The organism is Parendozoicomonas haliclonae (genome assembly GCF_900174585.1).
Lineage (GTDB): Bacteria > Pseudomonadota > Gammaproteobacteria > Pseudomonadales > Endozoicomonadaceae > Sansalvadorimonas > Sansalvadorimonas haliclonae.
Map to the genome: position 1 here is coordinate 125,252 of NZ_FWPT01000011.1, position 14,530 is coordinate 139,781.

13 protein-coding genes are annotated in these 14,530 nt (G+C 48.3%); 3 read left to right on the plus strand and 10 right to left on the minus strand.

The features are described from left to right. Positions 1-61 precede the first annotated feature (61 nt). Positions 62-859 carry a hypothetical protein gene (locus EHSB41UT_RS20270; protein ID WP_133060597.1) on the plus strand — a complete coding sequence of 266 codons (798 nt, stop codon included), beginning with the start codon at positions 62-64 and terminating at the stop codon, positions 857-859. An 18-nt stretch (positions 860-877) separates the two neighbouring features. On the opposite strand, the gene EHSB41UT_RS20275 is transcribed toward EHSB41UT_RS20270, so the two are convergent. From EHSB41UT_RS20275 to EHSB41UT_RS20295, 5 genes are all read right to left on the minus strand, one after another. Further along, positions 878-1,993: a DUF1513 domain-containing protein gene (locus tag EHSB41UT_RS20275; RefSeq protein ID WP_087112697.1), complete on the minus strand. Its 1,116-nt coding sequence runs from the start codon at positions 1,991-1,993 to the stop codon at positions 878-880. 41 nt (positions 1,994-2,034) lie between these two features. Next, entirely contained in the window at positions 2,035-3,201 is a 1,167-nt protein-coding gene (locus EHSB41UT_RS20280) for an imelysin family protein (RefSeq protein WP_087112698.1), read from the minus strand. A gap of 49 nt (positions 3,202-3,250) precedes the next feature. Further along, the gene (locus EHSB41UT_RS20285) at positions 3,251-4,645 is read right to left on the minus strand and encodes a di-heme oxidoreductase family protein (RefSeq protein WP_242667373.1); all 1,395 of its coding nucleotides are present in this window, start codon (positions 4,643-4,645) and stop codon (positions 3,251-3,253) included. 134 nt (positions 4,646-4,779) lie between these two features. Beyond that, complete coding sequence (locus EHSB41UT_RS20290) at positions 4,780-6,096, minus strand: imelysin family protein (RefSeq protein WP_087112700.1); 1,317 nt, start codon at positions 6,094-6,096, stop codon at positions 4,780-4,782. Between the two features lie 134 nt (positions 6,097-6,230). Continuing rightward, positions 6,231-7,952, minus strand: coding sequence for a choice-of-anchor I family protein (locus EHSB41UT_RS20295; protein ID WP_087112701.1), 1,722 nt, complete (start codon positions 7,950-7,952; stop codon positions 6,231-6,233). Positions 7,953-8,144: 192 nt separating this feature from the next. On the opposite strand from EHSB41UT_RS20295, the gene galU reads away from it, so the two are divergent. After that, a complete protein-coding gene (galU, locus tag EHSB41UT_RS20300) occupies positions 8,145-8,972 on the plus strand; it encodes a UTP--glucose-1-phosphate uridylyltransferase GalU (protein ID WP_087112772.1) in 828 nt (275 codons plus the stop codon). A gap of 63 nt (positions 8,973-9,035) precedes the next feature. Here galU and hdeA read toward each other — a convergent pair whose 3' ends face one another. Then, positions 9,036-9,395, minus strand: a complete 360-nt coding sequence (hdeA, locus tag EHSB41UT_RS20305) for an acid-activated periplasmic chaperone HdeA (protein ID WP_087112702.1) — start codon at positions 9,393-9,395, stop codon at positions 9,036-9,038. Positions 9,396-9,531: 136 nt separating this feature from the next. On the opposite strand from hdeA, the gene EHSB41UT_RS24525 reads away from it, so the two are divergent. Next, positions 9,532-10,089 (plus strand): DinB family protein, encoded by a 558-nt coding sequence (locus EHSB41UT_RS24525; protein WP_133060598.1) that lies wholly within the window; start codon positions 9,532-9,534, stop codon positions 10,087-10,089. Here EHSB41UT_RS24525 and EHSB41UT_RS20310 read toward each other — a convergent pair. From EHSB41UT_RS20310 to EHSB41UT_RS20325, 4 genes are all read right to left on the minus strand, one after another. Beyond that, the gene (locus EHSB41UT_RS20310) at positions 10,026-11,840 is read right to left on the minus strand and encodes a lysophospholipid acyltransferase family protein (RefSeq protein WP_087112703.1); all 1,815 of its coding nucleotides are present in this window, start codon (positions 11,838-11,840) and stop codon (positions 10,026-10,028) included. The two genes, EHSB41UT_RS24525 and EHSB41UT_RS20310, sit on opposite strands and share 64 nt — an antisense overlap. Positions 11,841-11,885: 45 nt before the next feature. Next, positions 11,886-12,311 (minus strand): hypothetical protein, encoded by a 426-nt coding sequence (locus tag EHSB41UT_RS20315; RefSeq protein WP_087112704.1) that lies wholly within the window; start codon positions 12,309-12,311, stop codon positions 11,886-11,888. Positions 12,312-12,399: 88 nt separating this feature from the next. Next, positions 12,400-13,557, minus strand: coding sequence for an ATP-grasp domain-containing protein (locus tag EHSB41UT_RS20320; protein ID WP_087112705.1), 1,158 nt, complete (start codon positions 13,555-13,557; stop codon positions 12,400-12,402). After that, the gene (locus EHSB41UT_RS20325) at positions 13,538-14,176 is read right to left on the minus strand and encodes a DedA family protein (protein WP_087112706.1); all 639 of its coding nucleotides are present in this window, start codon (positions 14,174-14,176) and stop codon (positions 13,538-13,540) included. Before EHSB41UT_RS20325 ends, EHSB41UT_RS20320 begins: the two co-directional genes overlap by 20 nt. Between the last annotated feature and the right edge of the window lie 354 nt (positions 14,177-14,530).

Here is a 14,530-nt window from a genome sequence, read left to right on the forward strand (position 1 = left end):
GCCGGATTCTGCACTACTTTTGAGACCTTAATATCTAATTACAACGATATTCAGGGATCCCATGATGGCAGGCTTTGGATCAGGCAAGCTGTTTGTGTGGCTCAAGCTCACACTGCTCACAACTCTTGTTTTCTTATTTCCCATAGCTGTTTCAGCGATTGAGAAAGAACAGCCAGGCTTTTTCCTGTCTGGGCAGTTCTGGCGTGCCGCTGCTGTACAAAAGACCTCAACTGGCTGGCAACATATTTATCACTGCAGCGGTTGCGAAGGAGCCTCTTCCCTAACCATCACCACCTCAACCGACCTGACAACAGGCAATCATATTCACGATGAATTGGATCGCAGCTATGCCAGCCTCGAAACCAAACAGGAGCACGATAGCGGCCATACCCTGTTTTCCATCCTGCAGGCTACCGATCCACTTTCTTCTATCAGCCCTAACCGGGTTTTGGTACTTGGCGTTCGATACCCTGCGGTAAGAAGTGGTTACTGGCACCACCTTGAACTGGTGATAGAAACGACAAGAGAGACGGAAGAACAAAACATAGCCGCTCGCTGGAAGAGTCTGCTTGGGCATGTTGGGATTAACCAGCAATCTCTTACTCTCCACCCCAAAGAAGAGGCTGTAACAGCAATAAATATCGCATCACCAGACCAAAGCTGGTTCAGTGATCTGGTCGAGACCGTTGGGGCAGGGAATTTGATAGCGGGGACAGCCATTACCACGACAGGCCTGTTATTGCTGGGTGCACAAATCGCACTTGGTGCGGCTAATGTTCGAGGCCCCTGTGGCAAGCCGCTTGGACAGTGCCCTTGTACTAAAAAGGCTTTACGGGCTGCCGGCCTTCCAGCGCTTTGATTAGGGAGTGCTGAGGAGTCAGGCTGAGATCATATGATTATCCCAACTGGTATCGGGATAGTGGATTCTTGAAGTTTCACTCACATCATCCCCCACCCGCTGATAACTGATCAGCTCTCCCAGACCGTTGCTGACGATGGCGCTGTTTACACCTGTCACCGCGATACCGGCCACATCACGCACAGGAAAGCGTCTCAACAAAGAACGACTGGCCAGATCCCAGAACTGAACAATATTGCCGCGAGGGGAAGTAATCACCGCTGTCTGGTTATCCGGAAAACAGGCAACACTCGCCACATACTGCCCCAGACTTAACCAATGCTCATCAGAACCGTTCATTGCCTGTACAGACTCGCCCCGTCGATGCATTCCAACCAGCGGATGGATATCTGTTTTCTCGCCTTGGTACTGAGCACCAAACACAACGGTTCCATCGGGTGAAACATCAAGATGCCGTATGCTTAACTGGTGATGACCAAAGCGCTGCTCTTCCAGCAGCTCTCCCGTCTGACGATCCACATAACTCAGTGAGGGAAACATGGTATCCAGATTCAGCTTCTTTCTTGGGGTCTCAGGGTGAGTCAGTATTCCACCATTGGCCACCACCAAGGTTTTTCCATCAGGATGCAGGCAGAGCTGATGACACCCCACTCCATGGGAGGACAGTTCAGCTTCTCGCTTCCAGGTCACCGTGTTATAAACCCCGATAACCCCATGGCCACTTTCATAATTATTTTCTGTGGTATACAGCCAGTCACCATCAGGACTGAACACACCGTGCCCAAAGAAATGCCGGTTATCTTCAGCTGATAAGGTATGAATCAGGGAACGTGTTTCCAGATCGACTACATACATACGCCGCCCAGGGCGGCGGTCATGACAAACAGCGGTTTGACCCAAAGGATGAAGGCTAATTCCATGAGCCCGGGCAGGAATCGGCAAGGTAAATTGCTGGAAGACTTCGCCGGAAAATATCCGAATCGAATAATCACCCTTTCGATTGCGTGCCACACTCAGCAACGGTGTGTTGGCAGTCCGACCGCAGCCGGAAAGAAGACTTCCACCCGCGCCTGCAGCACCGCTTATTAACAGCCCAGAGATAAACTGACGACGGGTGACAACAGATAAACTCATCGTTGCTATGTATGCGTTTTATGCATTTTATGCGTTAGAGGCTAATCACCATCATTGGAATTAAAGCCAAGCGGAATCCCCAGCTTGTCCGGCACCTTGCCGGCAAAAAGATTCTTTATACGGCTTATACCAAATAACAGAGACGACAAGACCTCACGACGCTCTGGATCCACAACAGCATCTTTCAAGGAGATATTTTCGAGCGGCTTTGAAGCCAGAATTTTATCTACCTCGTCGTAGGCAATACTGATTTCTTCAGCCAGTTGACGGGATTCTTCATCGACAGATGCCAGGCGTTCATCAAGGCCGTAACCTTCACCGCCTTCATAAAGCTTGCGGGTTGAGGCTATCACGGCTCGGAGATTATCCAGGGAATAACCACTGCGCCAGGACTCCGACATATAGGGATTACCATGCTGGTCGGTTTTCCCAAGGGGCATGGAGAGTTTGCGGATAGCTGTTTCCAGAGTGGTATGCAGGCTGCTGACCAGCAACGCGCTAACCTGTGGGTAACTTTCTTCCGTGGCGGGAACAGCATCAGCCAGTGCCTTCAACTCTTCCGGATAGCGATCTTCGCCCTGTTGCCACCAACGGCTCAGACGCTCGGCATTACGCTGCATATCCTGAATCACAACCTGCAGATATTCACAGCGCACAGGCTCGGCAATCTTTTCCTTGGCTTCAGGGTCAAAGAGCAGATATTCGGCCGCACCAAAGCCCCGGGAAACGACACTGACCTTCCCTATGGAAGCAGGCGTCCAACCTGCTTCACTTTGACTTCCACGACGAATTTCTGATTCCACTTTCCGGTGTATCAGGTTCTTCTTATCCGGCCAGAACTGGAACTTCCAGGCCATGCTGTCCATGGTCACAGGGCCAAAGTTAACGACACTGGCAGATTGCCAGTTCAACATACTCTGATGCCATTGCTGCTGAACGCCAGCAAGGCCACCAGCAGAGGGAGCAGAACAAAACGAGCTCGCACTGCTGTGGAACTCTTTCAGGCCGACAACCAGATCGTTATAAAGTGGCTGAGCAACGGCTGTTGTGCTTTCAGCAAGCTGCAACTCACTGGATGGGGGCTTAGGCTGGCAACCGGACAACAGAAAAACGCTGCACAGGCCCAGGCACAAACACTGGGACAGGAGCGACTTACGCCCTGTCATTACCCGTCCGGAGAAGGTGCTGTTGTTTACAACTGGCTTCATGATCTGGTTGTTTTATTTCGTTATGTTTTTATTAACGCTGGCAGTTACGTTACAGGGATTCAAGGAACCGTAGCAAAGCTTTTCTTTCCGAAGGCAACATGGCTACGACCAGATCTCTGGATTTTTGTGCTTCACCACCATGCCAGAGTACCGCTTCCAGCAGCGTTCTTGCCCGACCATCATGCAGGAAGGTCGCTTCTTTGCTAACCGTTTGTGCCAACCCGATACCCCACAATGGAGGTGTCCGCCACTCCTGCCCATTGGCCAGAAACTCAGGGCGGTTGTCTGCAAGATCTTCGCCCATATCGTGCAAAAGCATATCGGTATATGGCCAGATTTTCTGGCCTGCCAGCTGTGGCGTAGCCGCTTTGTCCTGAGTGGTATAGGACGGCGTGTGGCAACTGCCACATTGACTGCCTATAAACAGCTGCTTACCTTTCAGAACCTGTGGATCAGCCACATCCCTACGCCCCGGGACGGCCAGATGCTGGGTATAAAACGTCACATGCCCAAGGATTTTGTCCGTCACTTCATGTTCACCGCCATCAGGTGCATTCAAGCACTCTGTCTGAGGTGCTGTGCAATCATCACGGAACAGTGTGGAGGTAATTCCCATATCGCCGGCAAAGGCTCCGGCATTTTGTTGCTCCAGGGTCGGCATACCAGCCTTCCAGCCAAACCGGCCAAGCACAGGCTCTTTAGCGCGTTCACTCTTAACCCAGTTGGCTCGGCCGGATATGCCATCATCATTGCTGTCATCCGGGTCGGCCTGAGCCAATATATCCTGCTCCGCAACAGCTTCCAGCAGACCAAGACCGATCATCGGTGGAGCAACACGGGGAGATATCTGTAGGTCGCCTGCAAACGCACCATAGCCTGGATTTACTAATGAGAAGGCTGGCTCACGCAGCTCCACCTCTTCGCCACCCTCCAGTTGAACGATTTTGGTCTTATACTCAACATTAATCTGCCCTTCCGGTTTAACTCCCGGAATCGCAAAATCCTGCAACTGCCCACCATAGATCGGGTCTGGAAGCACACCGTGAGTACGAATCCGTTCTTCCTCCTCAGTCGAACTTGCCGGACGACTGAGCCGGATCAGCATTGAAACCGCGTGTATATCATTTTCAAGCGGTGCATGGCCTCGCCCATCTTTGATATGGCAGTTCTGACACCCATTGGTATTCATTAACGGACCAAGACCATCCCGTGCGGTTGTTGAGGCCGGTGATTCAACCCAGGGGTTTTTAAAGAAACTGTTGCCGACTTTAAAATCCAGCTGGCCTGCAAAGCCAAGATTGGCAGCGGGTAGAGAATAAGCATTACGGCTGACATCAAAGACTGTGGTCGCACCGCCGGAAAGGTGTTCTGTTGGATCTGGCTTTGGAGGAAATATTAGATCGCAGCCGGTAGTGACAAGACCCGCTGCGATAAGAGAAGCCACAGCGAAAGCTGGGATCAGGCGGCATTTCATAATTATTGTCTGACTGTTTTTATACGACTTTATATTTCTATAACAAAATCACAAAGCCGCCCGAGAGTCAGGCGGCTTTGAGTGGCTTTTGTCTCTGAATTCTATCAGAAGGTGTGGTCAGCCGTATCAGGGTTCAGGTTTTGAATCCCGATAGTACGAGCCAGCTCTTCGATACCGGAAGTTTCTTGAACCAAAGCGTCGATGGCGTTTTTCACCAGAGCATTGCCCTGATCGTTACCGGCGGCAATCAGCTGATCAAAAGCCTGGCCATTTTCTGCTGATTCAACCAGAGCCATCAGTGCTTTTTCGCTGTCACCGAACATTCCGGAAATGCGGTTCTGAGCATCTGTATTCGCCTCACCCAGCATATCTTGCAGAGATGGGCCGGAAACCACATCACCCGTTGATGTGGTGAAGCTGCCGGTAAAGACATTCTGAATGCCTTTAGCGTTATAGAAGTGGGAGTTGTGCGTGTTATCACTGAAGCAATCGTGCTCGTCTTCAGTAGAACCGGCTTCCAGAGCGACCTTCATACGCTCACCCGCCAGCTCGCCCAGCGCCAGGCTGCCCATACCAAACAGCATACGACGCAGGGATTCTTCTTCCTTAAGGGCAATGAAAGTTTGACGATAGTTATCGGCAGAACCTGCTTCCCACTGGCCCACCATGTACTCGAGATCAGCCACCAGCAGATCAGCGGCTGCGATCAGGTACTCACCACGACGCTCACAGTTTCCATTGGTGCAATCATCACCTTTGGCATAATCGCTGACGCTGCGTTGACCAGCACCAGCTTCAGTACCATTCAGATCCTGTCCCCACAGAAGGAATTCGATAGCATGGTAGCCAGTAGCAACGTTGGCCTCGCTACCACCCAGCTCATTCAGGCTGGCCAGCAGCTCAGGAGTAATGCTGGAGATATCCAGATTCTCAGTACCTACGTTCAGTGAGGTGTTGGCAATAATATTGGCGGTTGCGCCCACATTACCAAGCTCACTGTCGTACTTACCGGCATCGACATAATCAATCAGGCCTTCATCCAGTGGCCAGGCATTCAACTGACCTTCCCAGTCATCAACAACCGGATTACCAAAACGGTAGACTTCACTCTGCTGGTAAGGAACCCGTGCAGCCAGCCAGGCGCTTTGGGCTTTATCCAGGTTTTCCTGAGTGGGGTTATCAACAAGAGTCTGAAGAGCTGTGCGCAGTTCTTTTGCCGTTTTCAGAGAGTCGGCAAACGTGGCGTGAGCAAGGTCTGCATAATTATTAATAACGTCTGCAGTTTTGATCTTGTTCTCTGTCTGAACAGTTTGCTCTGTTTGAACTTCAGCTGCAGCCTGAGTTGTTTGTTCTTCCTGACTACAACCTGCAAGAAATGATGCAGCAGCAACGGCCAGAACTGTCTTCTTAAAGACTCCCATTATTATCCCCTCCTTGATTAATTAATAATTTTTCAGAAATTATAATGAGAATGATTTTCATTACAATGCAAAATTAACAACGCCTTTGGCTGTTTCCTTTAAGCAGAAACAACCAAAGGCGTAATTGCTGAGGGTTACTTCACTTCATAGATGGTTGTTGTGCCAGATACTTCATGACCGACGATCAATAAGGCGTTACCCGTGGGGCTTTCTTCTGCTTTCACAAAAGCCATACCTTCTGGCGAAAGATCGCCTGCATTAGCGGTATCTTTTTTAGCATCAACGCTAAAGTCCCGGTTATGTACATAACGGATATATTCCGGCTGCAGCGGATTACTCACATCGTACATAAAGATTCCGCCAGTACGCTCAAGCCCGATAAAGGCATAGGTGCGGCCATCAACCTCACCAACCGCTACAGCTTCCGGCTCAGGGCCTTTGTCATCGCTGCGACTGTCACCTTTGGTTTTATCATCATTGTTGTTGAAGTCCTTCCCCAGAACCTCTGCGGTAATACGTTCAAAATCGGAGCCGGAATCGAATACCAGACCACCGTCTTCATCCCAAATTGAGAAAGAACGCGCACCGTAGGAGTAGAGTTTTTCATACTCACCGTCGTTATTGCTGTCACCCAGAGTTGTGGTGACTTTCAGACGACCCAGCTTGGCTTTATCTGCGACATCCGCAGCATGGGGATGCACAGCACTCACCTTGAGCTTGCCGGCACGTTTCTCTTCACTGAACCCCAGGCAGCCATCTTCATCATCAAACTTCAAACCGCCAGTGGCCAGACAGGTGCTCTTGTCTGCTGCTGAATACCAGTAATCTCGGGCATCGCCTTCATTAGCGGAAACGATAAAGGTTTTCCCGTTACTGGAAAAAGAGGTAATGGTATCTGGCTGATACATGCCATAAACACCCGACCATGGCTGGATATTGACAGCCTTGTCTTTATTACTGGCATCAATAGGGTTGCGCCCGTAATCCTTGAAACCAAGCGCGGCAATCTTCTCTATTTCAGCGTTTATTATATCAACAATGGCAAAGGCATTGTTTTCCTGAAGGGAAACCCAGGCTTTGGATGAATCCGCAGAGACAGTGATATATTCCGGTTCCAGATCCTGCGCGACTGAGGCATTACGCCCAAAGATTCGCACATCCTGAGGTAGTTCACTCGCACGGCTTGCACCTTTATTAAAGGCTTTAAAATCCGCTGTACGTACAGTCTTTTTGGCAACATCAATGATGCTGATCGAACCTTCCGGATCATTCTTGTAATCCTTGGAAGGCTCGCCTTCATTGGCACTCAGTACATAACGACCATCTGGGGTGAATGTCACCATATCCGGTAAAGCGCCAACAGTGACGTAACCATCAAATGTTGGAGTACCAGACTTATCAAGCTGATAGAACGCAACAATACCGGCAGCTTGTTTATCTTTATTTTGTAACGCAACAACCATGCGCTTACCCTGAACAGAAACACTATTGGCATCACCCAACGCCAATTCAGGAATATCCTTCTGCACCTTTAACGAACTTTTCAGTGGGATATTGGAAGCTAACAGTTGACTGGATAAAGCTTCGCCATTGAGGCGGGACACATCTAACTGATCAACGGTTCCCGATGCGGCATTCACCACAAAAACCGACTGACTTGCACCATGCCAGGCAACAATTTCAGCTGCCCCTTCATGGTATTGACCTGAAGCATAACGGCCAACAATCGTCATATCTGCCGGAGCAGAAACGGTAGAAGCTTGATTATCAGTAGATAAGCCAAGCTGAGCACATCCGGAAAGAATGGAGGCTGAAGTAATGGCCACAGCCAGTGTTAATTTTGTAGGGGTTTTCATAGCAGACTGTTCTTATCTTTGTTGAATACCTCTGCATTTTTATAAATTTTTTATGACTCTTTTATTACGGGTCAGTAATTCACCCTGAAAGCCACCTTGTTATTTGGAGACAAATCATTCATCGTCTGCCACCCGATCATGGTTATTCTGCATATAATAAGCAGCAACATTGACAAGGAAGCGACACAGCTCATGCTCAAAAAATGTCTTTTCCCGGTAGCCGGCTACGGTACCCGTTTTCTACCAGCAACCAAATCCATGCCCAAGGAGATGATGCCGGTTGTGGATAAGCCGCTCATTCAGTATGCCGTGGAAGAGGCAATGAATGCCGGTGTTGCGGATATGGGCTTTGTCACAGGGCGAACCAAAAGAGCTATCGAAGACCACTTTGACATCAACTATGAGCTGGAAAAAGAAATTGCCGGAAGTGGTAAAGAACAGCGTCTTTCCAGCATTCGTGAGCTGATGTCTGCCTGTACCTTCAACTACACACGACAGCACGAAATGAAGGGGTTGGGCCATGCCATCCTGACCGGCCGTTCCCTGGTTGGTGATAACCCCTTTGGTGTCGTACTGGCGGATGACCTGTGTATTAACCCGGAAGGTCCAGGCGTACTCGCCCAGATGGCAGCACTGTTCAATCAATTCCGTTGCACGATAGTTGCGGTTGAAGAAGTGCCTGAAGATGAGATTCATAAATACGGTGTTATTGCTGGTGAAGCCATCAGCGATAATATTATTCGCGTCACCGATATGGTGGAGAAACCGGCCAAAGAAGATGCACCAAGCAACCTTGCGGTTATTGGGCGTTACATCCTGACGCCTGATATTTTTGATATTCTTGAGCAGACTCCTCCTGGCAAGAATGGTGAAGTACAGATCACCGATGCTATTCTGACTCAGGCTCAACAGGGTTGTGTGCTGGCTTACCGCTTCAAGGGCAACCGCTTTGACTGTGGCAGCGTTCCCGGCTTTATTGATGCGACTAACTACGTCTATCAAAATCTCTTTAAAGGCTAATTTTATCTCTTAGCCAGATCTTGCTCTTCCAGCAGGAAGAGCAAGATGTCTTACCTTCTCATCTCACATTGCCTTTTTCACATCAGTCCCGAGCTGATCGGCCTTTTCTTTTACCTTACTCCAGAACGATGCCTTTTTGTCCTGCTCACATACTGTGATGACATAAGGCGTAATGGTATCCACGCCATCCACATCAAAGTCCTGATCCTCAAGTTTCCCAGACTGGCTATAGGCAGCAGCATAACCAACAGCATAAGGTTTGAAGTTATTTTGAAGGGCCAGAAAATCCGCACAGGTCCAGTCTGCTATTGGTTTTTTGGGTGCCGGAGAATTAGAACTGTCTGCAGCATTACAGATCACAGGGATCGCAGCAAAGCTGCAGATGAGGAACAACGATTTAACCTTGATATTTGGCGTGCTCATGGAAATCTCCTCGCTCAAAGCCAAACCCAGATTAGTTCATGCCACTATTTCTGCACGCAGATAGATTTATGGAACAAGGGTGACTATTTAAAGGCTTCACACTAGTCTGTGATAGAAACAATCAATAAAGATATTTATGTCGATAACAATGGCGGTTCAAGGCAACAAGACAACACTGTCTGACTTGGAGAGCTTTCTAAGCGAATTAACAGAGCCTCTGTTTTTATTGATTCACCCACAAACTCGCTACTCGGCTGGAGAGCAGGTTCGCCATATCCTTGAACACTATCAGATGCTATTCGGTAGCCTTACGACAGGTGTTCTCTGTTACGACCAGCGCCCACGAAATAAAAGATTGGAGAGTTCGCTTGGGGAAGCACTCTCGACTCTGCACGATATCACTCTACAACTTGATACGCTTTGCTCAGAGGGCGACAAGGCACTCTCTCTAACATGTGCCGTTGATGGCTGCCAACAACGCAATGCCACAATAGAGACAACTCTAATCAGGGAACTCCTATTCCTTCAGAATCATACTATTCACCATATGGCGATTCTGAAAATACTTTTCCAGGAGCATGATAAAACCCTGCCAGACCGTTTTGGCGTAGCCCCGGCAACCCTGCAATATCAATCTACGTGCGAGGCTACATCAACACTACGCGACGAAGCATCAGCATCCAAAATCCGCTGATATCCCTCTTCGCCTAAATACCGGACAACACTCTTGCGATCGCTTTTCAACAGATCAACAACGATAAGCCCATCCAGTGCATCCGAGAACTGCGCATCCAGATTAAAGCCAACAAATAATCCGTTAAGCTTTAGATACTGCTTCAAAAGCACCGGAATATCATTGCCCTGCTCCAGCGCTCGTACCTGTCCCGATAACTCCTGCATATCGGTTATACCGGCAAGCATCTCCCGGCATAGTGCGCTTTCCTGATGAACAGTGAAAGGAGTTAGCGGCTTTACCAAAGCAGCCAGTTCGCTATCCGTTTTATTGCTCTCAAAAGCCATCACCATAAGACGGCGTGAAAGCTCCTGATAATCGCTACTGATACTGACTGGACCAAATAACGTTGAATACTGAGGGTTCCGACTAATCCACTGCCCAATCCCTTTCCATAATAATTGCAAAGCCATCAGGCTTTTCTGGTATTCCGGCCGCACAAAGGAGCGTCCCATTTCCACGGCGGGTCCCAGCTTTTCAAGGAAACATTCATCAAACTGGAACAGACTGCGGGAGTACAATCCTTGAACACCTATGTCACGGAGGATGCAATCCACCTGCCCCAAACGGTATGCACCAACAACGCCCTGTTCTTTGCGATTCCAGACAAATATATGAAGGTAATAGCTATCAAATTCATCCAGATCGGAGCTTCTGCCGGTGCCTTCACCGACTTGCCTGAAGGTCACCTCTCGCAACCGACCAATCTCTTGAAGCACGTAAGGAATCTCGTCTGACTTACAGCACCAGACCTCATAATCACTTTTACTTAACAACAAGGATGAAAGTGGCAGACTATCGATATCCTGCTGCAGGAGTCTGGTGTTAAGTGGGGCTGTAATGCTTTCTTGCTCTTCCGAAGGGAAAGACTCAGAGCTGTCAGAATCTGCGACTAAACCTTCTTTCAATAGAAAGGTTTTTGTCCGCAGAGTCTTGGTCAGCATCACTTCAGAGTCCAAGCTCTTGAAATAATGGTATGGCTCAATAGCACCTGCACGCCAAGAGATCGGTTTACTCTTCTTATTAGTCAGCTCTCGAACCAGCCACAGCGTTCGCAATACAGGGTGAACAGTTCCAAGGCCATGAAAGAACCAGCTATTACGCCCTTCAAAGTAAATCGGTAAGACCGCAGCTTTCGACGTTTGAATAATTCGACTGGCCGCATGCCGCCATGGTGCCTCCTCTATTGTTTTGCTTTGCCAATTCCAGGCAGCGACCTGTCCGGCAGGAAAAATAATCAGGGCTCCACCTGCTTGAACCCAGCTGGCCGCCTCCTCAACGGAGCGCTGGTTTGCGGCTATTCTCTGCTCTCGGGTTACCGAATACGAGGAATCACTAAAGATATCCACACCAATAAACAGATCTTTCAGCTCGGGCAGTCGATTTAAAAATTCATTGGATAAGACTTTCACATCCGGTCTGCATTGCAAAAGGGCATCCATAAGAATCAGCCCTTCGGCGCCACCAAAAGGATGGTTAGCAACGACAACCAAAGGCTCTCCTTTACGGGTAGAGATAGATTCACCAGCCTGCCGGCTATGAATACCCAGAACCTCCAAAGCCTTAACCACAAAGCGTCCATTTTTCTCATTATGGATATGCTTTCTATACAGCTTATCGAGATGACTTAAGCCAGTGATGTGCTCAAGAATTTTGATGATCCAGCTACGGCGACCTTGATAGGTCAGCTGGAAAGGGGATGTGCCGGACATATGCAGCCTTATTATTATTTTTATTAGCTAAAGCATGGAAGCTGCTTAGACTTCCTGATCCTGGTCGTGAAGCTCCATAACGATAACGATAAGTGAGGCCAGCAATACGGCACAGGCATTCACAAACAGCAAACCGCCATCATCGCCAACGATATTTCCACGCTCATCAAATACCGGCATATTTATGCCCAGAGGTGTAAACAAATGGAAAAAGACGGCTCCCGCCATGGTACCGGCAGCCATCAGTGCGCCGACTAAGCGAAAGCCAAATAACAGAAACACCGCCGCGACCAATTCAAAAATTCCAACGCCCCAGGCCCCATATTCTCCAAACCAGTCAAAGCCGGACCAGGCTCCGAGAGTACCGAAAATATGAACCGTCTCCGGTGCACCGGTAAACTTGAAAAATAGCGACTGTATAAACACAAACGCGATATACAGACAGAGAATGACTCGAACTATGGATTTCATGTTTGCCTCCCTGGCGCACACTTCCTGTTTTTTACATCTACCCATAAAGATATAGCTTAGGATTCAGTACGGAATTTAACAGCGCCGCTTATTCTGTATCCGGATACTGCCTGCCTACCCAAAGCTCACGGACCAGACCTTTTATAATCTGCGCAACCGATCCAGCCTTATGGCCTTTGCTCCGATTCACCGCACCGATCTCAAACAAGGTGTTGTATTGTGAGAACAGTGTTCTATACACCTCAGTGAGTGATGAGTCCGCATCCCAGATATGGGCCGCCTCACTACTGATCCCATTAATCTCAACAATACGCAGCTCTTTGCCTTCTTTTAAGCTGTGCTCATTGGCAAAGCGCACATCGAACCGGCCAAAGTAAAAGCCATCAATATCCTTACAGATCTGGTCAAACGCTGTGGTCAACTCTTCTGTAATCAGGCGGCGACCATCCTTGAAAATCGCCCCACGGCTATGACTTCCGGCAAAAGCCAGCCGAAATGGCTGCCCTTGCTCCAAAACATCATCGAGATAATTTTTATGCCGTTTCAGATACAGGTGCGTGAGCTTTCCCGCTCGTGGGTCAGCCTCGATAAGTGTTCTTAATGTATCTACTCCATTGCCATAAACATAAGGCTGGTACTTTAAGGTTAAGGAAAAGATCTGCCCTCGAGACTCACCAGGATGACGAATATAAAAAATGCCGGCTTCAGGCTCCCAGGGGATGAGTTCCTGCAGAATAACCGTTTCCCTATTTGGAAAATCCTGAAAGTACTCTTCAAGCTGAGCAGAAGCTCTGATAATCCTGACGCCTTCGCCACGGCATCCCATATCCGGCTTGGCAATAATGGGATAAGACAACCCGGCTTCCTTCATTTCCTTTGCGGCCAGCTTTGTGGTGGCCTGAATATCGGATCTGTTATTAATAATCCGACACCATGGCGCAATAAACTGGCTCGCATACAAGCCGGCTTGCAGAAAATTTTCAGCCTTGGATTCACCAACCAGCCCACCAAGATGAAATCCGGGATTAGCAGAAAGAGGAACCGTTAAACCACGGAAGCGTAAGGCTTTATAAAGCCACAAAAAGAATATGGGTAAATAGACAATAAAGGTTGGCCAGAATTCAAAATACGCAATGGATCGAGAGCTCTTTTTTACCAGCGGCGGCATTCCCACATGGGAGCGTTTAGCCGCAAAAGTTGGTTTTATTGCCTGCTCAATCAGTTGATCATCCCTGCTTCCCTGCATTCCTTCGCTCCAGATAAGCCCTGATCGCGAATTTCATACACCATTGCATCATGTACAAAACAGCCGCCACCAGTGGCAGTAGAACCCACTTCCCGATATCGGGATCAATGCCGAACTTATTCAACCAGAGCGCAGCTTGTGAAGAGTTCCAGAGATTCTTCCCTCCGTACAGCAGTCCCCCATAAACCAGCAGCATCCACAAACAACCGGCAACACTTACCCCCAAGATAAACACTTTTAAGGGAATCGAAAACCACCCACAGGATAAATAACAAGGTAAACGCAAACCGGGGGCAAAGCGCACCAAAAGAATCGTTAACAGTGCATTCTCTTTTAACCAGCCTCCGATTTTTTGTGATGCATGCTTTTGTTTCCAGTGCTGCAAAAGCTTTAAAGAAGATGACCATGCCCCCAGGGTATAAAGAAGGATATCGCCAACCACAATACCAAGAAGCAGAGCAGAAAACCCTCCAAACTCAGATATTCCCTCCTGCAGGACAAGCATCACACCAGCAACAATAGCGGCATCTTCAAGAACAAATGTCCCTAGAAACAAAGCCATCCAGAGTAAAACTGGCGAAGAAAAAAGATACCCTTCAAAAAAGATCATTCCATCCATGACATTTTATCCAGATTTTTAATTAATAGATGCCCTGTTCACGAGGTAACACATCACCAACAATACGTGACCGCTTGTAAAAGTAGCTCAACACTGATTGATACACTCCTAATACATTTTTCCAATAAGCGGTATAAACAAACATTATTAATAAAATTTTATGCTTTCCAACCAAAATCCAATCAATCAAGTTGACAATTAATGATTTTTTTAGGACTATCCAGCCGTATTGGGAACTTCCAGAAAAATTATTCGCCTTGACCAAGTATTGAATTGAATACATAAATCAGATCAATTTATGAGCCACCATTAGCGGACAGGCTTCTGATTATTTGATTGCTGTCAGGACAGAAT

Coding starts and splice junctions, on each gene's coding strand:
- EHSB41UT_RS20270 (WP_133060597.1), top strand. CDS start 62: ATGATGGCAGGCTTTGGATCAGGCAAGCTGTTTGTGTGGCTCAAGCTC.
- EHSB41UT_RS20275 (WP_087112697.1), bottom strand. CDS start 1,993: ATGAGTTTATCTGTTGTCACCCGTCGTCAGTTTATCTCTGGGCTGTTA.
- EHSB41UT_RS20280 (WP_087112698.1), bottom strand. CDS start 3,201: ATGAAGCCAGTTGTAAACAACAGCACCTTCTCCGGACGGGTAATGACA.
- EHSB41UT_RS20290 (WP_087112700.1), bottom strand. CDS start 6,096: ATGGGAGTCTTTAAGAAGACAGTTCTGGCCGTTGCTGCTGCATCATTT.
- EHSB41UT_RS20295 (WP_087112701.1), bottom strand. CDS start 7,952: ATGAAAACCCCTACAAAATTAACACTGGCTGTGGCCATTACTTCAGCC.
- galU (WP_087112772.1), top strand. CDS start 8,145: ATGCTCAAAAAATGTCTTTTCCCGGTAGCCGGCTACGGTACCCGTTTT.
- hdeA (WP_087112702.1), bottom strand. CDS start 9,395: ATGAGCACGCCAAATATCAAGGTTAAATCGTTGTTCCTCATCTGCAGC.
- EHSB41UT_RS24525 (WP_133060598.1), top strand. CDS start 9,532: ATGTCGATAACAATGGCGGTTCAAGGCAACAAGACAACACTGTCTGAC.
- EHSB41UT_RS20310 (WP_087112703.1), bottom strand. CDS start 11,840: ATGTCCGGCACATCCCCTTTCCAGCTGACCTATCAAGGTCGCCGTAGC.
- EHSB41UT_RS20315 (WP_087112704.1), bottom strand. CDS start 12,311: ATGAAATCCATAGTTCGAGTCATTCTCTGTCTGTATATCGCGTTTGTG.
- EHSB41UT_RS20320 (WP_087112705.1), bottom strand. CDS start 13,557: ATGCAGGGAAGCAGGGATGATCAACTGATTGAGCAGGCAATAAAACCA.
- EHSB41UT_RS20325 (WP_087112706.1), bottom strand. CDS start 14,176: ATGGATGGAATGATCTTTTTTGAAGGGTATCTTTTTTCTTCGCCAGTT.